At 72.2% G+C, this 19,121-nt stretch carries 22 protein-coding genes; 14 read left to right on the top strand and 8 right to left on the bottom strand.

The window, feature by feature from the left end:
- Positions 1 to 46 precede the first annotated feature (46 nt).
- From OG302_RS16190 to OG302_RS16180, 3 genes are all read left to right on the top strand, one after another.
- Entirely contained in the window at positions 47 to 688 is a 642-nt protein-coding gene (locus tag OG302_RS16190) for a hemerythrin domain-containing protein (protein WP_371527444.1), read from the top strand.
- Between the two features lie 174 nt (positions 689 to 862).
- Entirely contained in the window at positions 863 to 1,525 is a 663-nt protein-coding gene (locus tag OG302_RS16185; RefSeq protein ID WP_371527443.1) for a DUF6875 domain-containing protein, read from the top strand.
- Positions 1,522 to 2,547 (top strand): beta-ketoacyl-ACP synthase III, encoded by a 1,026-nt coding sequence (locus OG302_RS16180; protein ID WP_371527442.1) that lies wholly within the window; start codon positions 1,522 to 1,524, stop codon positions 2,545 to 2,547. Before OG302_RS16185 ends, OG302_RS16180 begins: the two co-directional genes overlap by 4 nt.
- A gap of 56 nt (positions 2,548 to 2,603) precedes the next feature.
- Here the strand turns inward: OG302_RS16180 and OG302_RS16175 are convergent, their stop codons facing one another.
- Positions 2,604 to 2,867, bottom strand: coding sequence for a hypothetical protein (locus tag OG302_RS16175; RefSeq protein ID WP_371527441.1), 264 nt, complete (start codon positions 2,865 to 2,867; stop codon positions 2,604 to 2,606).
- A 159-nt stretch (positions 2,868 to 3,026) separates the two neighbouring features.
- Between OG302_RS16175 and OG302_RS16170 the strand changes: the two genes are divergently transcribed.
- Complete coding sequence (locus OG302_RS16170) at positions 3,027 to 3,320, top strand: chaplin (protein ID WP_371527440.1); 294 nt, start codon at positions 3,027 to 3,029, stop codon at positions 3,318 to 3,320.
- A gap of 45 nt (positions 3,321 to 3,365) precedes the next feature.
- Here OG302_RS16170 and OG302_RS16165 read toward each other — a convergent pair whose 3' ends face one another.
- The 3 genes from OG302_RS16165 to OG302_RS16155 are packed head-to-tail and all read right to left on the bottom strand — an operon-like array spanning position 3,366 to position 5,388.
- On the bottom strand, positions 3,366 to 4,238 hold the full coding sequence (locus OG302_RS16165; RefSeq protein WP_371527439.1) for a tyrosinase family protein: 873 nt from the start codon (positions 4,236 to 4,238) through the stop codon (positions 3,366 to 3,368).
- Positions 4,239 to 4,282: 44 nt separating this feature from the next.
- On the bottom strand, positions 4,283 to 4,699 hold the full coding sequence (locus tag OG302_RS16160) for a tyrosinase family oxidase copper chaperone (RefSeq protein ID WP_371527438.1): 417 nt from the start codon (positions 4,697 to 4,699) through the stop codon (positions 4,283 to 4,285).
- Positions 4,700 to 4,737: 38 nt separating this feature from the next.
- Positions 4,738 to 5,388, bottom strand: a complete 651-nt coding sequence (locus OG302_RS16155; protein ID WP_371527437.1) for a vitamin K epoxide reductase family protein — start codon at positions 5,386 to 5,388, stop codon at positions 4,738 to 4,740.
- A gap of 134 nt (positions 5,389 to 5,522) precedes the next feature.
- Between OG302_RS16155 and OG302_RS16150 the strand changes: the two genes are divergently transcribed.
- Positions 5,523 to 5,735 carry a hypothetical protein gene (locus OG302_RS16150; protein WP_371527436.1) on the top strand — a complete coding sequence of 71 codons (213 nt, stop codon included), beginning with the start codon at positions 5,523 to 5,525 and terminating at the stop codon, positions 5,733 to 5,735.
- Between the two features lie 102 nt (positions 5,736 to 5,837).
- On the opposite strand, the gene OG302_RS16145 is transcribed toward OG302_RS16150, so the two are convergent.
- The 4 genes from OG302_RS16145 to OG302_RS16130 form a co-directional block, all read right to left on the bottom strand.
- A complete protein-coding gene (locus OG302_RS16145; RefSeq protein ID WP_371527435.1) occupies positions 5,838 to 6,341 on the bottom strand; it encodes a DUF5949 family protein in 504 nt (167 codons plus the stop codon).
- 300 nt (positions 6,342 to 6,641) lie between these two features.
- Positions 6,642 to 6,923, bottom strand: coding sequence for a hypothetical protein (locus tag OG302_RS16140; protein ID WP_371527434.1), 282 nt, complete (start codon positions 6,921 to 6,923; stop codon positions 6,642 to 6,644).
- 241 nt (positions 6,924 to 7,164) lie between these two features.
- A complete protein-coding gene (locus OG302_RS16135) occupies positions 7,165 to 7,833 on the bottom strand; it encodes a hypothetical protein (RefSeq protein WP_371527433.1) in 669 nt (222 codons plus the stop codon).
- A 179-nt stretch (positions 7,834 to 8,012) separates the two neighbouring features.
- Positions 8,013 to 8,252 carry a chaplin gene (locus OG302_RS16130; protein WP_361833779.1) on the bottom strand — a complete coding sequence of 80 codons (240 nt, stop codon included), beginning with the start codon at positions 8,250 to 8,252 and terminating at the stop codon, positions 8,013 to 8,015.
- 345 nt (positions 8,253 to 8,597) lie between these two features.
- On the opposite strand from OG302_RS16130, the gene OG302_RS16125 reads away from it, so the two are divergent.
- From OG302_RS16125 to OG302_RS16085, 9 genes are read left to right on the top strand one after another with little or no spacing between them, the layout of a single operon-like run.
- Positions 8,598 to 9,704 carry a DUF3344 domain-containing protein gene (locus OG302_RS16125; RefSeq protein WP_371527432.1) on the top strand — a complete coding sequence of 369 codons (1,107 nt, stop codon included), beginning with the start codon at positions 8,598 to 8,600 and terminating at the stop codon, positions 9,702 to 9,704.
- 33 nt (positions 9,705 to 9,737) lie between these two features.
- Positions 9,738 to 10,892, top strand: a complete 1,155-nt coding sequence (locus OG302_RS16120; protein WP_371527431.1) for a glycosyltransferase — start codon at positions 9,738 to 9,740, stop codon at positions 10,890 to 10,892.
- The gene (locus OG302_RS16115) at positions 10,889 to 12,367 is read left to right on the top strand and encodes a sugar transferase (protein ID WP_371527430.1); all 1,479 of its coding nucleotides are present in this window, start codon (positions 10,889 to 10,891) and stop codon (positions 12,365 to 12,367) included. The genes OG302_RS16120 and OG302_RS16115 overlap by 4 nt, the downstream gene beginning before the upstream one ends.
- 55 nt (positions 12,368 to 12,422) lie before the next feature.
- The gene (locus tag OG302_RS16110; RefSeq protein WP_371750136.1) at positions 12,423 to 13,730 is read left to right on the top strand and encodes an O-antigen ligase family protein; all 1,308 of its coding nucleotides are present in this window, start codon (positions 12,423 to 12,425) and stop codon (positions 13,728 to 13,730) included.
- Positions 13,727 to 15,439: a murein biosynthesis integral membrane protein MurJ gene (gene murJ / locus OG302_RS16105; protein ID WP_371527429.1), complete on the top strand. Its 1,713-nt coding sequence runs from the start codon at positions 13,727 to 13,729 to the stop codon at positions 15,437 to 15,439. Before OG302_RS16110 ends, murJ begins: the two co-directional genes overlap by 4 nt.
- Complete coding sequence (locus OG302_RS16100; protein WP_371527428.1) at positions 15,429 to 16,214, top strand: polysaccharide deacetylase family protein; 786 nt, start codon at positions 15,429 to 15,431, stop codon at positions 16,212 to 16,214. Before murJ ends, OG302_RS16100 begins: the two co-directional genes overlap by 11 nt.
- Entirely contained in the window at positions 16,211 to 17,341 is a 1,131-nt protein-coding gene (locus tag OG302_RS16095) for a glycosyltransferase (protein ID WP_371527427.1), read from the top strand. Before OG302_RS16100 ends, OG302_RS16095 begins: the two co-directional genes overlap by 4 nt.
- On the top strand, positions 17,341 to 18,000 hold the full coding sequence (locus tag OG302_RS16090; RefSeq protein ID WP_371527426.1) for a lipopolysaccharide biosynthesis protein: 660 nt from the start codon (positions 17,341 to 17,343) through the stop codon (positions 17,998 to 18,000). Before OG302_RS16095 ends, OG302_RS16090 begins: the two co-directional genes overlap by 1 nt.
- Positions 18,000 to 19,118 (top strand): GNAT family N-acetyltransferase, encoded by a 1,119-nt coding sequence (locus OG302_RS16085; RefSeq protein ID WP_371527425.1) that lies wholly within the window; start codon positions 18,000 to 18,002, stop codon positions 19,116 to 19,118. Before OG302_RS16090 ends, OG302_RS16085 begins: the two co-directional genes overlap by 1 nt.
- Positions 19,119 to 19,121 lie beyond the last annotated feature (3 nt).

The following is a 19,121-nucleotide window of genomic DNA, read 5'->3' as shown; positions in this document are numbered from 1 at the left end:
GCGGACACCTGAACAGCCCGCCGTCGACCTGTAAGGAGCGTCATTCATGACCGAGTCCATCGCCCACCTGCCCTCGGGCCACCAGACGATGCTGCTGGCCCACCGTGCCATGGTGCGCGACCTCGACCGCGTCGCCCGCAGCGCCGAGCAGCTGGCCCGTACGCCCGATGCCGCACAGGCCGCCGCCCTCCTGGACTACGTGGACAAGCTGTTCCAGGTGATCGAGCACCACCACGAGGGCGAGGACGACTTCCTCTGGCCCCGGCTGCGTGAACTGGGCGCGGACCAGGAGGCCTTGGCCCTCATGACCGCCGAGCACGAAGAGCTGGCGAAGGTCCTGCACACCTGGCACGAGACGAGCAGACGACTCGGCACGGACCCCGCGGTCGCGGCGGAACTGGCCACACGCACAAAGGAGGTGCGCGAACAGCTCGCCGGACACGCGGGCGACGAGGAGCGCGAGCTGCTCGGCCGGCTCGCCCCGGCCCTCGGCAAGCAGATCTGGAAGGGCTTCGCGACCCACATGCGCAAGACGGCCCCCGGCTGGACGCTGCGCTTCATGCCGGCCTGGCTCCTCTCCGTGGCCGGACCGGGGGAGCAGGGCGGCGTCGCGGCGGCGCCGATCGGGCGGCTGTTCAGCGGCTGGCTGGAGAAGCGGCAGCGCGCTGCCTTCGGCGACAACTACTGAGATCCGCCGGCCCGTCACGCGCCCCTGAACACGCCACACCCTGACGAGAGTTGACCGGCCAAGACCACAACCGTACGAGCTGAACCGCTGGTCGCACGGCGACCTCGACACCCCTCTGCGTCACGCGAGTCCGGGTGGCGGTTCAGTGCGTCCTGAATCACGGAGGGAACCCTCATGAGCCCGTCGGCATCGGCCGTCACTCCGCAGTACGGGAGGGCGGACACACCGGACCGCTCGGCCGCACCGCCTCTGGAACGGGGGCGGCAGTGGATAGAAGAGTTCATCATGCGGCCGCACGAGCGTATCAACCGGGAGGGCGCCGTCTGCCCGTTCGTCGAATCCTCGATGAAGGCGCAGAGTTTCCGCATCGAGGAGTGGCCGGTCGACCCGGACGTCGACGCCGAAGGAATGGTCGAGCTCGTGCGCCGGATGGCCGAGGCCTTCGAGGCCACGCGCTGGGAGGGCCGCAACCGCGTCCTGCACACCCTCGTCCTGGTCCTCACGGGACTCCCCGAGGGCAGCCACCGCCTGCTCGACGAGGCACACACGCTCGCCAAGCCCGAGCTGGTGGGCCGTGGCCTGATGCTGGCGCAGTTCCACCCGGCCTGCGACGAACGCGCCGCGCGCAACCCGGAGTTCGAGGTGTCGCGCTCGCCGGTGCCGATGCTGGCCATGCGCTGGATGGCCTTCCACGACGTCCTGTTCCTCGACTCGGACCCCGAGTGGTTCGCCGCCTACGAGGAGCGGTACGGAGGCAGGCACGAACGGGGCTCGGTGGCCGACCCGATGTTCGCCGAGGCCTTCGCCGAGGCCCGGGACAAGTGGGGCACCGCATGAGCCCGACACCGAGCCCGACGGCGAGTCCGACCCTGAGCACGTCACAGGGCGCCCGCTTCGCACGGATCATGGGCGTGGGGACGTACCGCCCGCGACGGATCGTCGACAACGAAGAGGCGTCCCGCCAGATCGACTCGTCGGACGAATGGATCCGCGCCCGCACGGGCATCCACACCCGGCGCTGGGCCGGCCCCGACGAGACCCTGGCGGTGATGGCCGAGGAGGCCGGGGCCAAGGCCATCGCGGCGGCGGGCATCACTCCGGCCGACATCACCTGCGTCATCGCCGCGACCTTCACCTACCTCAAGCAGACTCCGGCCGTCGCGACGGACATCGCCCACCGCGTCGGCGCCCGGGGAGCGGCGGCCTTCGACGTGTCGGCGGGCTGTGCCGGGTTCGTGCACGGCGTGGTGCTCGCGGCGGACGCGGTCCGCAGTCGCGGCGGCCATGTCCTGGTGGTCGGCGTGGAGCGGATGACCGATCTGCTGAACCTCAAGGACCGCTCGACCGCCTTCATCTTCGGGGACGGAGCGGGCGCCGTGGTGATCGGTCCCTCCGAGACGCCCGCCATCGGCCCGGCGGTCTGGGGAGCTGACGGTTCCCAGGCGGACGCCATCGAGCAGACGGCCCCGTGGGACGTGCTCAGGGGCGCGCCCGGCGAGGAGTTCCCGTGGATGCGGCAGGAAGGGCAGCGGGTCTTCCGCTGGGCCGTCTACGAGATGGCCGAGGTCGCCGCACAGGCACTGGAGGCCGCGGGCATCACCCCCGCCGACCTCGACGTCTTCATCCCGCACCAGGCCAACGTCCGCATCATCGACGCGATGGCGAAGCGCATCGGCCTGCCGGACGGCGTGCGGGTGGCCAAGGACATCGTGACCTCCGGCAATACCTCGGGCGCTTCCATTCCGCTCGCCATGGACGCGGTACTCGCGTCGGGCGAGGCGAAGCCCGGCGACACGGCCCTGCTGCTCGGCTACGGCGCGGGTCTCTCGTACGCGTCGGTCGTGGCCACCATGCCGTGAGGCGGGGCCGGGCCCTGGAAGGACCCGACCCCGCCTCCGTTCGTGCGTGACCGGTACTAAGCGTTGAGCAGACCCGTTACGGGCGCGGCCAGGTCGGTCAGCTGGTGCAGCTGCTGCAGCTCGTACAGGTTGTTGAGACCGTTGAGCTGCTGGGTGACGGTCGGCACCTCGGCGCGCCGGTCCTCGGGGATCGAGGACGCGGCCAGCGAGTCGAGCGTGGCGGTGGGGGAGATGGGGGCGGCGCTCGCGGCGGGCGCGGCCAGGGCGGTGGCGCCGGCGGCGAGAGCCAGGGCGGCGGCCATGCGTCGTGTTGAGATCATGTGATGCGCAACGGCTCGGAACAGCGCTGGACACGGGCGCCCGGCCGTTTTCACCAATGATGTACCGATCGGTGCCGTTACCTGTGGTCGATGACGCCGTTGAAGGGACAGTACGGCCGCGTACATGCGGCGGTACTCGTCAATTCAAAGGAGAACGTGATGTCTCGCATCGCGAAGGCAGCCGCTGTCGCCCTCGGCACGGGCGCCGTGGTGCTCAGTGGCACCGGCATGGCCATGGCGGACGCGGGCGCCGAGGGTGCGGCCGTGGGCTCGCCCGGCGTCCTTTCGGGCAACCTCGTCCAGGTCCCGGTCCACGTCCCGGTCAACGTGTGCGGCAACACTGTGGACGTCATCGGGCTGCTGAACCCGGCGTTCGGCAACACGTGCGTCAACGCCGACGGCGGCCACGGCGGCCACGGCAACCACGGCGGCCACGGCGGCTACGGCGGCTGACCCCGTGTGTGAGCCCCCGGCGGTCCATGACCGCCGGGGGCTTTTTCACGCGTAGCGGTAGATGCCCCGATGGCCGATCAGCTCGTCCGGCTGCACGTCCCACGGCGGCATCCCCTCGTAGCGGGCGCAGATGCGGCCGTGCAGCGGGCCGTGCCCGGCCCGCGGGGGCTTCTCGGGCAGGTAGGGCGCGGAGCGGGGATGCCGTGCCTGCCAGCGGTCCCACAGCAGGTCCACGAAGGCGTGGTTCAGCCAGAAGACGGGGTCGTTGACCGACGCACCGCCGAGCATGTGGCCGCCGACCCAGCGGTGGACGAGGTTGTGGTTGCGCCACTTGTCGTTGCCGGTGCCGGACGTCCACCCCTCCAGCTTGTTGCGGAAGCCGCCGGACGAGGTGGAGTCCCAGGGTTCCGTGTCGTACACGGGGTCGCGCATCGCCCAGGCCAGCGTCGCCTCGGTCGGCAGTTCGATCGGGTTCTGCGGCCGGCCGAAGTCGCGCATGAGGAAGTCGCCGTCCGTCTCCCCTTCCCTGATGATCCAGGTCCCGTTCCCGCGGGCGAAGGGCCCGGTCATGACCTGCCGGTCGGAGCGCCGCCCGTTGCCGCCCATGAGCCCGCTGCCCCAGAGCGATGCGCCCGCCGTCCTGTCCGCCGTCCAGTCCCAGTACGGGACGGACACCGAGGGGTCCACCCGCCGCAGTGACCGCTCGAAGTCCAGGAGGAACCTGCGGTGCCAGGGCAGGAACGAGGGCGTCATGTGGGCCACCCGCAGTCCGTCGTCCCCGTCGGACACGTAGTGCTCGATGTGGACCCGCACGAACTCGTCGTACTCGCCGCTGCGTTTGAGTTCGAGCACCGCGTTGACGAAGCGCCGCTTCTCGGCGCTGGTGAGCCGGGCCTGGTTCTTGCGCGTGTAGACCACTTCGGTTCGCTCCTGCCGTCCGGGTGTGCGGTGCGGGGCAGCGCTCAGGCGTTCCTGCCGCGCAGCTGCCGGCCGCGGCCGAGTTCGTCGACCGCTCCGCGGGTGGCGATGAGGGGCGTCGGATACGACTGGTAGTGGTCGATCATGCTCAGATAGCCGCCGTCCGCGCGCCGCATGAGATGGAGCGGACGCCCGTCGACGGTGATGTCCCAGCCGGCGCCCGCGTGTTGATGTCCCGCGGCGGCTCTCGCCCCGCGGATGTGGCGGCCCGCGTACATCTCGTCGAACGAGCCGTCACCGACGGCGTCGGCCGGCGGCTCCTTGGCCGGCTGCCGGGTCCACCACTGAAGGGCGGTCTGTGCCGTCACGGCGGCCACGGCCACCGCGATGAGGTTGCGCATCGTGGCCCGGCGCGTGAACCGCCCTCCGGCCGGCGCGCTGCCCGCTGCTCCTTCGCTCACTGGTGATGTCTCCTTGTGCGTGCTGCCTTACGGGGGTGTCAGCTGGTCCAGAAGTCCCACCAGCGCGTGAGGATCAGCATTCCGACGATGCCGACGTGCAGCACCGGGAACACCCAGGTGAACTCGGAGAGGAACGTACGCAGTCCGGAGGGCGCGGGCAGCAGGCCGTTACGGACGTTGAACGAGGTCACGTACCAGAACATGGTGATCGTGGCGACCCAGGCGAGGCAGCACCACAGGCACAGCGAGTTGATCTCGTACAGCGACTGGTACTGGAGCCAGGTGCAGAAGCCGACCCCGAAGAGCGTGCCCGCGTTCAGCGTCAGGTAGTACCAGCGCGGGAAACGCGCCCCGCCCAGCAGGCTCATGCCGACGCACATCACGACGGCGTACGCGGCGATACCCAGCATCGGGTTGGGGAACCCGAAGGCCGCCGCCTGCTCGCTCTTCATGATGTTGCCGCAGGAGACCACCGGATTGAGGCTGCAGGCCGGCGAGAAGTTCGGGTCCTCCAGGAGCTTGAACTTGTCCAGCGTGATGACCCACGCCGCGAGCAGCCCCGCGGCACCCGTGATCACCAGGAGCAGTGCGAACGCACGGCTCCCGCCGGTGCCACCGGATGGCGGGTCCACGTGCCCTAAGGGTGCTTCGGGCTTACGGGCCTCGGGGAGAGACGTCGTGGTGTGCATCGATGCGGTCCTCACTGGGTTCACCGGCGGCGGGCCCGGCACCCTTTTGCAGTAGTTGTGCATCTCTCGGCAGGACAGGGTCTGTGGGGCTGATTAGCGTCGGTCGCGTCCCCAACGGATCGAGGAGATCCCCCATGAAGATCACGCTTCGTCGTGCCGCCGCGACCGCCATGCTCACCTTCGCCGTGGCGATCCCGCTCTCAACTTCCGCTCAGGCAGCGGAGGTTCCGACGCAGAAGACGGCCTCGCACCCGTGCGACCACGGCGGCTGCTGGGGCGACCACCACCACCACCACGACCACGACCACCACCTGCTGGACGCTGACCTGGGCCTCGGCCTGCTCTGACGCGGAGCGCTGAGCCACCGCGTCACGGGTACTGGGGTCCGCCGGTTCGTCCCGACCGGCGGGCCCCAGCCGTTTCGCGGGTCCCGGCGGCGCCCCCTGCTCCTAGCCGCGCAGCCTCTTCGCGGTGAGCAGGCAGTGCGCGGCCCGGGTCATGGTCTCCTCGGAGCCCGCGAACGCTGCGAGGGCCTCGTCGGTGAGGGGGACGCCGGGCTTGGCCTCGGGCCAGGGGCGCGTGGTGAACATGAAGTAGGCGTGGCCCCGCTCGCCCACGGCGGCGAGCCACTCCGGCGGTACGACGCACTGGGCGTTGAGGTACGGCATGTTCAGCACGGCCTGGCCCGCCTCGACGAGGAGGCTGACGGGCAGGCTCGGGTTGCGGGAGCTCTCCACGATGGGGCCGCCGATGGGGAGTCCGGTGTCCTGCAGCAGGAGCTCGATGGCTTCGGCGCTTCCCTCGGGGCCGCCTTCGCCGTCACCGAGCGAGTAGGCGAGCAGGAAGGGCATGTCCTTTTCGTCTTCGGGGTGTTCACCGCTCCAGGCGACCACGGTGAGGGTGCCCAGATCGGCGGCGCGGAAAGTGCGGGTTTCGCTCGATGTCGAGGTCATCCCGGAACCGTATCGACGAGTGCTGATGTCCCGGCCCCGCTTGTCACTTGACTGGGTGATTGTGGGCGAGCGATCACACGATCGGGGCACGCGCCGGTCGAACTCCGGCGCCCTCCAGTCGAACTGAGGCCCAGGGAAAGCAGGATGGGCCGGGGAAAGCCCGAGGGCCGGTTCCGCAGAATGCGTCTGCGGAACCGGCCCTCACTGCCGCGTGCCGTCTGCTCGTGGCAGCTACTTCCCGGGGGCATCGGCTGTCGCCCCTGGGGGCGTCGCACCGGATGAAGGAGCAGGAAAAGAGCTCTACTTCGCGACGGGGAGTCCGCCGAGGAGCTTGCCGGCGCCGCCACCCGCGTGCAGGCTCTTCGCGGCACCGGAGACGGTGTTGACGACGGAGTCCTTGTTCTCGGTGTCCAGGGCGTTGGTGGCCAGCGGGAGCGCGTCGATGGACGACGTCTTGCTCGTGACCGTGTCCAGGGCACCGTTCAGGCTGGTGGGCGTGAGGTCGGCGGCGAAGGCGGGTGCGGCAACACCAGCGATGACCATGGTCCCGGCAACGACGGCGGCAGCCTTCAGGGGCTTCATCGGGTTCCTTTCTGCGGCGACACACGGTCACCAGAGGGGATTTTCACTTCGCCATGGGTAACGAGCGCTCTGTACGGCGGAAACTCTGTGCGGCGGAAATTCCCGGAACCCACCCGAACGAAGGCGGTGTCTCATTCTCTTATGAAATGGATGCGTGGCCGGAGCGGGGAAGACAGCGATACGCACGTGAAAAGCCCGTCGCGCCGGCCCTGAGGACCGGCGCGACGGGAGGTGACCTGACTCAGGAAAGTCCGGGCGCCTGGGGGAGGTTGGGCGCCGGGGCCTTCGGCAGGGCCGGGAGCCCCGCGAGGTCGGGCGCGGGCAGGCCGCCGCCGAGCAGCGTGGCGGCGACGAGGTTGACGAGGCCGGTGAGCACGGTCGGCACCGCGCCGGTCACCGCCTTGACGTCGCCGCTGGTGGCCGCCTTGAGGAGGGCGTTGACGGAGGTCTGCAGCGCCTTGAGGGCGTCGGCCTTCGGGTCGGCCTGCGCCATCGAGTCATCCGGCAGCGCCTTCGGCAGCGCCGGGGTCTGCGGGAGCGTCTGGGTGTCGGGGGCCGCCGGGGTCTTGGGGAGCTCCGGTGCCTTGGGCGCCGCGGCCGAGGCCTTCGTGATGGCGTCCTTCACCGGCCCCGCGAGCTTCGCGGCGTCGGCGGCGGGCAGCTTCCCGCCGTCGGCCTTGAGCACGGCGGTGAGCAGATCGGTGACCGGGGTGAGCACACCACCGGCGTCGGCCAGGGTCTTGACCTGGGGCAGCAGCTTGTCCGCCCCGGGAACCGGAGCACGGGCCGCCTCCTGGGTGCTGCCATGCGGAGAGTCGCTCTCGGCGGCGATGACGGGGCCTGCCGTCCCGAGGAGGAGAGAGGCGCAGAGGACGGATGTCGCGATACGCCGTACGGGCAGAGCACGCATGGATGTTCCCTTCGGTGATGCGTCGGATCTTGTGTTCACCGTGAAAGCGGTGAACACCGACCGCAACCGAGCGACTGCCATTCGGGGGGATGGCGGCCGTCCGGGGGCCCGGCGGGAACGCACGACGGCCGTCCTCCTCGGGGGAGAACGGCCGTCGCTCAGAGCGTGCTGCCGCAGCGTCAGCTGTTGACGCAGGTGTTGCCGAACGCCGGGTTCAGCAGACCGATGACGTTCACGGTGTTGCCGCAGGCGTTGACCGGGATGTGGATCGGGACCTGGACGGCGTTGCCCGAGAGGACACCGGGGGAGTGGGTGGCGGCACCCTGGGCACCGGCGTCGGCGGCGGCGATGCCGGCGCTGCCGGCCATGGCGGCCACGGCAACGGTGGAGAGGGCGAGGGCCTTCGCGGTACGCGACATGGAGAGTTGCTCCTTGGTCAGTTGATGCATCGGCAGGGCGGGGTGCCCGGCCCATGGATCAACGGACGGCGCGCGCAGGAGTTGTGGGCCCAAAAGGGTGATCTGCTGGCGCAGGGTTGCCGCGACGGCCCAGTGGGCCGTGCTCACAGGGGGCCCCGGACGTTATGTACTTCACGTTTCCGACACACTTGTCAGCCTTCCTGGATTAATGCTGAAAGCGGCTAGTGTTGCTCTCCTCCTGAAGCCATTTGAAAGAACAAGTGCGGGAAGTTACGAGCCAAGTGTGACTGTCGCATTTCAATTCTCCCTCCTGGTTCAGACCTTCCCGAAAGGGCAACGCCGGTCATGCGTAATTCCCTGGGCCCCCTTCTGCGTCGCGTGACGCTGTGCGCCCTTTCCCTCGCGGTCGTCGCCACTCCCGGCGGCCCCGCCGTGGCCGCGCCCGCGCCCCCCGCCGCCGCCGAAGCGGCGTCCCTCACGTTCGAGCAGCGCTATCACGCCCTCCAGCACGGCGGCATCACCCGCGCCGCCAACACGGCCGTCACCTGCCGGAAGCCGATGGCCGCCCGCGCGGTGTCGTGCCCTGCCGCGCGCGGGGGCAAGGCAGCCGCCAACAACGACTTCGACATGTTCTACGTCGACGTCGACAAGGACCCGAACACCTACAACTCCAGCCGTGGAGAGGTCCGGCTCCCCCCGGGCTCCCGGGTGTCCTACGCGCGCCTGTACTGGGGCGGCAACCTCCGCGTGGGTGAGCAGAAGCCGGCCAGGGACAACGGCAGGGCCCTCATCGCCGAACCGGGCGGCAGCTACCAGCACGTGCGGGCCGACACCCTGGTCGGCCACCGCACCGCCCACGGAGCGGACGCCTTCCAGGCATCGGCCGACGTCACGCCCCTCGTCCGGGCCAGCGGTGCCGGGCTCTACACCGTCGCGCAGGTCAACGCGGCGATGGGGCACTCCAAGGCCGGCGCGTGGGGCGGCTGGACGCTGGTCGTCGCGTACGAGAACGAGGCCGCGCCGCTGCGCCACCTGGCCGTGTGGGACGGCTTCGACTCCCTCGGCGGCGCGCGCGGGCGCGGCCATGCGGTCCGTCTCGCCGGTCTGCCGGTCCCGGCCCGCGCGAAGGGCAGCGTGGGCATGGTCGCGTACAACGGCGACTGCGGCACGACCGGCGACACGCTCACCGTGTCGACCAACCGGAGCAGGCCCGTGCGGCTCTCCGACGCGGCGAACCCCGCCCGCGACGTACTGAACTCGACCATCAGCGAGCCGGGCAGGCAGAGCGCGAGGACGCCCGCGTACGCCAACACGCTCGGCTACGACTCCGACATCTTCCGCCTCGACGGGGGCCTCAAGGCCGACCGAAAGGGCCTGCTCATCCGACTCGCCTCGCGGCGAGAGTCCGCGTGGGCGGGTGTGCTCTTCGCCGCTGTGGACGCGAAGCGGTAGGGCACCACCTTCCCCCTGAGCAAGGCGCCGTGCATGCAACTGTCATCAACTGACCCCCGGCTGAGCGTCCTTCACGTCGCCCAGCCCGTCGACGGCGGAGTGGCCCGCGTGGTCACCGACCTGGTGCGGTCCCAGCTGTCCACCGGGATGCAGGTCGACGTGGCGTGCCCGGACGGCGGCTGTCTGCCGGATGCCGTGCGTGGCCTGGGCGGCGCCACCCACCCGTGGGCGGCGACCCGCTCCCCGGGGCCGGGTCTGCCGGACGAGGTACGGCGCCTCGCCCGCATCGTCGACGAGCTCCGGCCCGACGTCGTGCACGCGCACAGCGCCAAGGCGGGGCTCGCCGCCCGGCTCGCCCTGCGCGGCAGGGTGCCCACGGTGTTCCAGCCGCACGCGTGGTCCTTCGAGGCCGTCGGCGGTGTGACCGCGCGGCTCGCCCGGCACTGGGAGCGCCTCGGGGCGCGCTGGGCCGCGCACGTGGTCTGCGTCAGCGAGGCGGAGCGGCTCACCGGGCAGCGGTCCGGGATCGACGCGTGCTGGTCCGTGATCCCGAACGGGGTGGACGTCGGACGCTTCCGTCCGGTGGCCGCGCAGGCGGCACGGACAGCCCTCGGGCTGCCCCGCCAGGAGCTTCTGGTGGTGTGCGTGGGACGGCTGTGCCGGCAGAAGGGACAGGACGTCCTGCTGCGGGCCTGGGCGGAGGTCGCCGAGCGGCTGCCGCTCGCTCGGCTCGTCCTCGTGGGGGACGGGCCCGACGCGGCCGGTCTGCGCGAGCGGGCGCCCGCCTCCGTGCGGTTCGCCGGGGGCGTCCTCGACGCCACCCCTTGGTACCAGGCGGCCGACGTCGTGGTCCTGCCGTCCCGGTGGGAGGGCATGGCACTCGTACCCCTGGAGGCGATGGCCTGTGCCCGGCCGGTGGTGGTCACCGACGTGGACGGCGCGCGCGAGAGCCTGCCGCCCGCACTCGCGCCGCACGGCCTCGTTCCCGCCGAGGACCCGGCGGCGCTGGCACGCGCCCTCGTCGGACTGCTCGGCGATCCGCCCCTGCGCGAATCCCTCGGCCGCGCAGCGCACCGCCACGTTCTGAACACCCACGATGTGCGGCACACCGCGGACGCTGTCGCGGCCGTGTACCGCGAGCTACTGGGCGTGGGGCCCATCAAGTGCAGGGAGTCCATCAACCCGTGAGTGCGGAACGAACCGTCGCCCCTGCCGCGCAGCCACGGGCGGCCGACCATGCCACCGCCACCCCCTCGGTCATCCCTCCCCGAGGGGCCGGGGGCGGCCGTAGGACGAGCGTCAAATGGGGGACTTCGGCGCGCCGCTCGTCGGTCCTCCCGCTGTACGCCGTCGACTGCAGCGCCGCGCTCCTGGGCACCGTGCTGCTCACCGATCCGCAGCGCCACCCCCTCCTCGTGGTCCTGCTCATCACCGCGGTGACCGTCCTGAACGCACGGGCCGCGCTGTACCGCCCGCTCGCCGTGCCCGCCGCCCTCGACGAACTCCCCTCGCTGGCCTGGCAGTCCCTCCTGAGCTGGTGCGCCGTGGGACTCCTCGCCACGAGCGTCTCCACCCTCAGCCCGCTCTCCCTCACCACCCTGTGCACCGGCGCGGCCCTCCAGAGCGTGCTGTGCTGCGCGGGCCGCGGCGCCCTGTACGGGTGGGCGCGCAGGGCGGCGCTCCGGCAGCCGCGCCCGGCCCTGGTGGTCGGACCCGGCGTCGTCGCCCGGCGCGTGGCGGAGGCGGTGCTCCGTCATCCGCAGGCCGGGGTGCGGCCCGTGGGCATCGTGGGTGACGCGCCCGCCGAGCGCACGGAGTCGGAGGGGGCCGAACTCCCGGTGCTCTCCACGATCGAGGAGCTGCGCCGCGCGGTCATCCAGAACGCCGTACGCACCGTCCTGGTCGTCGGACCGACCCCCGGCCCCGAACAGATCGGCTGGCTGCGGACGCTGAGCGGTTCGGGCTGCGACGTATGGGCGGTCGACGCGACGCAGCCGCCGGGCTACGACGCGCCGGGGCGCCAGGCGAGAACCGGGCGGCTCGCGGGGTTCCCCTGCCGTCAGCTCGTGCCCGTGCGGCGCGGGCACTTCAGCGTCAGCAAGCGCGCCCTGGACCTCGTGACCTCGGGGATCCTGCTGCTGCTGATCAGCCCCGTGCTCCTCGCCTGCGCCCTCGTGCTGCGGGCCACCGACGGCCCCGGGGTGATCTTCCGTCAGGAGCGCGTCGGCAAGGACGGACGGCCGTTCACCCTGCTGAAGTTCCGCACGCACCGCCCCGCCGACCCGCACGAGGCCGCCACCCGGTGGTCCGTCGCGGGCGAGCAGCACATGAGCCCCTTCTGCCAGTTCCTGCGCCGTACGTCCCTCGACGAGCTCCCCCAGCTGTGGAACGTCCTGTGGGGCGACATGAGCCTGGTCGGCCCCCGGCCCGAACGCCCCTACTTCGTCGGGCAGTTCAGCAAGGCGCACCCCGGTTACGCCGAGCGCCACCGCATGCCGACCGGCATCACCGGGCTCGCCCAGATCCAGGGGCTGCGCGGCGACACCTCGATCGAGGACCGCTGCCGGTTCGACAACGCCTACATCGACAGCTGGTCGTTCTGGCAGGACCTCTGCATCCTGCTGCGCACCGCCGCGTCCCTCGTACGCCCGACGGGGAGCTGACCCGGTGAACGGTGCCTCGATCACGCTCTTCCCGGCCGGCTCACCGGCCGCCGCACTGTCCTCGGCACTCCGCGGCGCCGGTCCCGTGCTGCCCGTCACGGCCGTGGTCGCCCTGCTCGCGCTCCCCGCACCGCCGGGCGAGGGCGGCTCCGCGGGCGGCACGGTCGCCGACGCGGTCTCCGCCCTGGTGGTGCTCTGGTGCGTGGCCCGCACCGTGCGCGGGGCGCGTCGGCCGCTGACGCGCAACGCCGCCGTCGTGCTCGGCCTGCCGGTGATCGGCATCGCGGTCGCGGCCGTCGGCGCGACCACCGCGTCGGCCGGGATGACCGGCCTGGTGCGCTACCTGCAGATCTTCGTCCTCGTACCGGCCGCGGTCCTGATGCTCGTCCGTGACCGCCGCGACTTCCGCCTGGTGGCCTGGTCCCTCATCGGCCTCGCCCTCTTCCAGGGCACGCTGGGCGTCTACCAGTACGTCACCGGGACGGGCGCCAGCTACATGGGCTCGGACGTCCGCGCCGTGGGGACCTTCGGCCCGACGGACGTCATGGGAATGGCGACCGTGGTGTCGTACGGCCTGGTGTGCGCGGTCGCCCTCGCGCTCGGCCCGGCCTCCCCGAGGCGGCGTCAGATCGCGCTGGCGTGCGCGCTGCTCCTGACCGTGCCGCTCGCGCTCTCCTTCAGCCGCGGCGCCTGGATCGCCACCGTCGTGGCCTGCGGTGCGCAACTGGGGCTCGCGGGCGTGCGGAACGCGCTGCGGGCCCTCGCGGCGATGGCCGCTGCGGCCGTGGTCCTCGTGGGCGGCCTCGGCATCGGCTCGCAGATGCTGTCGGAGCGCGTCACCAGCATCACGCAGGTGTCCGACGCCCCCGACCAGTCGGTCACCGACCGGTACACGATGTGGGCCGCGGCGGTGGACATGTGGCGCGACGCACCAGTGTCGGGCGTGGGCCTCAAGGCCTTCCCCGACCACCGCGACAGCCACGCGTCGCTCGCCCTCTCCTCGGCCAGCGACACCGGGGGCGCGGGCGCCAAGTTCAGCCGTCAGCCGCTGCTCTCCCCGCACAACATGTATCTGCTCGTCCTCGGCGAGCAGGGGCTGCTCGGCCTGTGCACGCTGGTGGGCAGCTGGGCGGCCTTCCTGCTGCTCGGCATGCGGCGGCTCACCCGGGTGCGCGGGGGCGCCGGAGCGGACTGCGCGCTCGTCGCGTGCGGGCTGCTGCTGTGGCAGCTGGTGGACTTCTCGTACGCCGACATCGGCGGGCCATCGACGGTGCTCATGGCCGTGGTCCTCGGGCTCGTGGCCTGGTGGTCGCTGTCCGGGCGCGCCCTGTCCGCCCCGATGCCCGGGGAGGCCCCGCGATGACCTCCACGACCCACGAGGTGGACACCGGCCGCGCCGGGAAGGTGCTCGCCCCGGACACCGGTGCTGGTGCCGACTCCGACTCGGAGTCGGGGTTCGGGTCCGGGTCCGGGTCCGGGTCCGGGTCCGGGTCCGGCAAGGGTTCCGATCCCTCCAACGGCTTTCTCGCCAAGGCCGCTCTGGTCACCGCGCTCCTCACGGTGGCCGGCTCCGTGCTCGGGCTCGTGCGCGACCAGGCGCTCGCCCACTTCTTCGGGGCGGGCTCCGAGACCGACGCCTTCCTCGTCGCGTGGACCGTTCCCGAGGTGGCCACCACCCTGCTCATCGAGGACGGCCTCGCGTTCGCGCTCGTCCCCGCCTTCAGCATGGCGCTGGCCCGCCGCGGCCGGGGCGCGCGCCGCGATCCGGTCCGCGCGCTGGTGGCCGCGTCGCTGCCCCGCCTGATGCTGGCCTCCGGGATGGTCGCGCTGATCCTGATGGCCGGGGCGCCGGTCCTGGTGGAGGTCCTCGCGCCGGGTCTGCCCGACCCGCGCCTCGCCGTGGACTGCACACGGCTGACCGCCACCTGTGTCTTCACCTTCGGCCTCGCCGGATACTGCAGCGCGGCCCTGCGCGCCCACCGCCGGTTCGTGGCCCCCGCGGCCATCTACGTCTTCTACAACATCGGCATCGTCACCGCCGTGTTCGTCCTCGCCCCCCGCTACGGCGTCCGGGCGGCTGCCCTGGGCGTCGCGGTCGGCGGCGTACTCATGGTGCTCGTCCAGGCCCCCTCGCTCTGGCGCCGGCTCACCCGCGACACGGCGGACGCGCCCGACGGGAAGGCGGCCGGCCCCTCGGCCCCCGCGCTGATGAGCGGCACCCTCGTCGCCACCGTGCTGCTGTTCGCGCTGTGCCGCCAGTCGCAGGTGCTCATCGAGCGCTTCCTGGCGTCCTCGCTGCCCTCGGGAGCCATCTCGCACCTGAACTACGCCCAGAAAGTGGCGCAGGTGCCGATGATCCTCTCCCTGATGCTGTGCACGGTCACGCTCCCCGTCGTCGCGCGGGCCCTGGCCGACGGCGACGTCAAGCGCGCCAGGTCACGTGTCGAGCGGGACCTGGGCCTGGCGGGCTGCGTGGTGCTCCTCGGCACCGCCGTGGTGATCGCCTGCGCGCCGCAGCTCATCCACCTCATGTTCCAGCGCGGTGCGTTCACCGCGCAGGACACCGTCGCCACGGCCGCCGTGATGCGCGTCTACGCCCTGGGTCTCCTCGGTCACACGCTGGTCGGGGCGCTCGTCCGCTCGTACTTCTCCGGCGGGCGGGCCACCTGGTTCCCGCTGGGCGCGATGGCGGTCGGGGTCGCCGCGACCGCCGGGATCGGCAGCTGGGCGGTGGACCTGTGGGGCGTACGCGGCATCGCGCTCGCCAACGCCGCCGGGATCAGCGTCGCGGCCTTCGTGCTGCTGTGCGGGATGGGCCCGCGCAACGTGCCGATCCGGGTCCGCCAGGTCCTTGGCGAACTGGTCAAGCCGGTGGCCGCGATGGTGTGCGCCACCGGGTTCGGCGGTGCGATCGCGAGCAACGTCGACTCGCCCGTCCTCGCCGTCGTCGCCGGGTCCGCGGTCGTCGCCGCCGTCTTCGCCCTGGTGCTCCGGGCCCTGAAGGCCCAGGCCTTCGAGCCCGTCGTCCGTTCCGTCACATCCGCCACACGAAAGCTCGCGCATGTCCGTTGACACAGCATTCGGTGAGACCCCCCGATCACGGCGCACGCGGCACTGGCTGCCCGAAGCGCCGATGTGGGTGGCGATGTACCACTCCGTGGACACCTGCGCGGACGACCCCTACAAGATCACCGTCTCGCCGGAACGCCTGGCCGCCCAACTGCGCTGGCTGCGCAGACAGGGCCTGCGCGGCGTGAGCATGTCGCGGCTCCTCATGGCGCGGGCTCGTGGCGAGGGGCGCGACCTGGTGGGCCTCACCTTCGACGATGGGTACACGGACTTCGTCGACCACGCCCTGCCGCTCCTGCACCGCTACGACTTCGACGCCACCGTCTTCGTGCTCCCGGGCCGCCTCGCGGGCGACAACGCGTGGGATCCGCTTGGCCCGCGCAAACCGCTGCTCGACGCGGCGGGCATCCGCCACGCAGCCGCCGAAGGGATGGAGGTCGCCTCGCACGGCCTGACGCACGTCGACCTCACCCGGGCGGACGACCGGCTGCTGTGGCAGGAGACCAGCGGCAGCCGGGTCGCACTCTCCGACCTCATCGGCCGCGAGGTCGAGGGCTTCTGCTACCCGTACGGCACCGTCGACCAGCGCGTCGTCGACACCGTGCGAGCGGCCGGCTACCGCTACGCGTGCGCGATCTCCCCGGGCCCCCTGACCGGGGTGCACGCCCTGCCCCGCGTCCACATCGGGCAGGAGGACACCGCCCTGCGGCTCCAGCTGAAGCTGCGGCTGAACCGGCTGCGCCGCCGCGCGGTCCGCGAACCGGCGGTGACCGGATGAGGGCCCTGCACATCATCACCGGCCTCGGCGTCGGCGGTGCCGAACAGCAACTGCGGCTTCTTCTGCGCCACTTGCCGGTCGACTGCGACGTCGTCACCCTCACCAATCCGGGACCGGTCGCCGAGGGCCTGACGGCCGACGGGGTGCGCGTCATCCACCTGGGCATGTCCGGCAACCGCGACCTGGGCGCCGTGCCCCGCCTCGTGAAGGTCATCCGCGGCGGCGGCTACGACCTCGTGCACACCCACCTGTTCCGCGCCTGTCTCTACGGGCGCGTCGCCGCCCGCCTCGCGGGGAAGCGCGCCGTCGTGGCCACCGAACACTCCCTCGGCGACTCGCAGATGGAGGGACGGCCGCTGACCCCGGGCGTTCGCGCGCTGTACCTGACCGGCGAGCGCCTGGGCCGGGCCACGGTGGCGGTCTCCCCGTCCGTCGCCGAGCGGCTCAGCCGCTGGGGGGTGCCACGGCAGCGCATCCACGTCGTCCCGAACGGCATCGACGTCGAGCGGTTCCGCTTCGACCCCCGGGCCCGGATCGCCGCCCGCCGTCAACTGGGGCTCCCGGACGCGGCGTTCGTCGTCGGCGGGGTCGGGCGGCTGGCCCCCGGCAAGCGGTTCGACGTCCTGCTGCACGCCCTGGCCGCGCTGCCCCAGGACGTGCGCGTACTGCTGGTGGGCGGCGGCCCCGACGAGGCAAGGCTGCGCGCGACGGCCGCCCAACTGGGCGTGGCTGACCGGGTGTTGTTCGCGGGGGAGCGGCCTCATCTGTCCGGGCAGGGGGCCGACCTGCCCGCGCTCCTCGCCGCCATGGACGTCCTCGCGTCGCCGTCACCCGAGGAGGCCTTCGGCCTTGCCGTCGTCGAGGGCCTCGCCGCCGGTCTGCCGGTGCTCTACGTGCGGTGCCCCGCCGTCGAGGACCTCCCGCCGGGGGCGGACAGCGGCGCCGAGCGCGTCACGGGCGACCCGGACTCCTTCGCGCGGGCGCTGCTGCGGGCTCGGTCGGCGGGGTCACGGGCGCGGCTGCCCCTGGCGGCCGCGCACCACTACGGCATCACCCGCAGCGCGGCACAGCTGATGCATGTCTACGAGGCAGCAGCCTCCGGCTCGACCCCGAGAGTGAGTTCCTGATGACCGATACCCTCAGCAGGCGGCACCGCCCGGCAGGACCGGCCCCGATGCTGGCCCGCGTGAAGCGACTGCCCGCGTGGTGGATCCTCCCGGCGGGAGCTGCCATCGGCGCCCTCACCGGCGGTCTGTACGGCGTGGTCAAGACACCCGAGTACACCGCCACCAGCTATGTGATCGCCGTCCCGCAGAAGGACTCCGACCCCACCGCCGCACTGGGCTTCGCCACGGCGTACGGCCGCGTCGCCACCCAGCTCGCCGTGCTCGGCGACGCCCAGGTGGAGTCGGGCGTCTCGCCCGGGACGCTGCGCGAGAGCGTACGGGCGGCCACCTCGCCCGACGCCCCGATGATCTCCATCTCGGCGACCGCGGCCCAGGCCGGCAAGGCGGCCGACATCGCCAACGCGGTCTCGCGCTCCCTGACCGAGAACGCGAACCACACCAAGGACCGCACGCGGGTACGCCTCCTGCAGCTCTCCCGTGCGGTCAAGCCCGCGGACCCCGCATCGGCGACGGCGCCGATGACCGCCCTGGTGGGCGCCAGCGCCGGAGGCCTGCTCGGCGGGCTCGCCCTCCTCGTGCGCCCCCGCCGCGCCGAGGACGCGCCGTCGGCCGCGGTACCGGGACCCGCGCAGTCCGCCGACCTCAACCGGGAGAGGTGATGGAGGTGGCCGACAGCGCACTGACGGTCGAACTCTGCACGGACGAGGCCGAGTTCGGCAGCCTCGCCGCGGCGTGGGCCCGGCTGCACCGCAGATGCCGCACGGCGACGCCGTTCCAGAGCCACGCCTGGCTGCACTCGTGGTGGCTCTCCTACGGAACCCGCGGGCGGCTCCGCGTGGTCCTCGTGCGCAAGGACGGCGAGCTCGTCGCCGCGGCCCCGCTGATGCGCGCGTACGTCCCGCTCCCCGCGCTCGTGCCGCTGGGCGGCGCGATCTCCGACTTCACCGACGTGCTGCTCGACGACGCGTTCGCCGACGAGGCCGCGGCCGCGCTGGCCGACGGCCTGTCGGAACTGGCCCGCACCGCGCTGATCGACTTCCGCGAGGTCCGGTCGGGAGCGGCCGTGGAGCGCATCTACGAAAGCTGGCGCGGACCCCGGCTCCGCCTCGTGGACTCGCTCTGCCTGGAGCTGCCCGCGGCCTCGATGGAGGAACTGCTCGGGCGGCTGCCCGCGCCGCGCGCCCAGCGGGCCCGCGCCAAGATCCGCAAGATCGACGCGCTCGGCGTCGAGCGGCGGATCGTACGGCACGACGAGGTGGACGCATCGGTGCGCACGCTCCTGCACCTGCACCAACTCCAGTGGCAGGGACGCAAGGTGACGTCCGAGCACCTCCAGGAGCGGTTCTCCGAGCACCTGATCAGGTCGGTGGGGCTCATGGTCAGGTCGGGCGACGCGGTGGTCACCGAGTTCCGGCTCGACGACGCCGTGGTGGCGGCCGATCTGACCCTGCTGTCGCCGCACCTGATCGGCGGCTATCTGTACGGGGCGCATCCGCGACTGCGCGAGCGGAAGGTCGACGTGGCGACGATGCTCCTGAACGCCTGCGCGCAGCACACCGAGGGCGACCGGAGCCGGGTCCTGAGCCTCCTGCGCGGCAACGAACCGTACAAGCACCACTGGCGACCCGAGGAGGCCGTCAACCACCGCCTGCTCCTCGCCCGCAGACGCACCGCCCCCGTGCTGCGGGCCGCCGCATGGGACGCGGCGGCCCGCAGCCGGGGCAAGGAGCTCCTGCGCAAGCGCCGGGAACGCCAGGAACGCCGGAAACAGTCCTGAGCG

The organism is Streptomyces sp. NBC_01283 (genome assembly GCF_041435335.1).
GTDB lineage: Bacteria > Actinomycetota > Actinomycetes > Streptomycetales > Streptomycetaceae > Streptomyces.
This window is presented reverse-complemented; position numbering and strand designations above follow the sequence as displayed.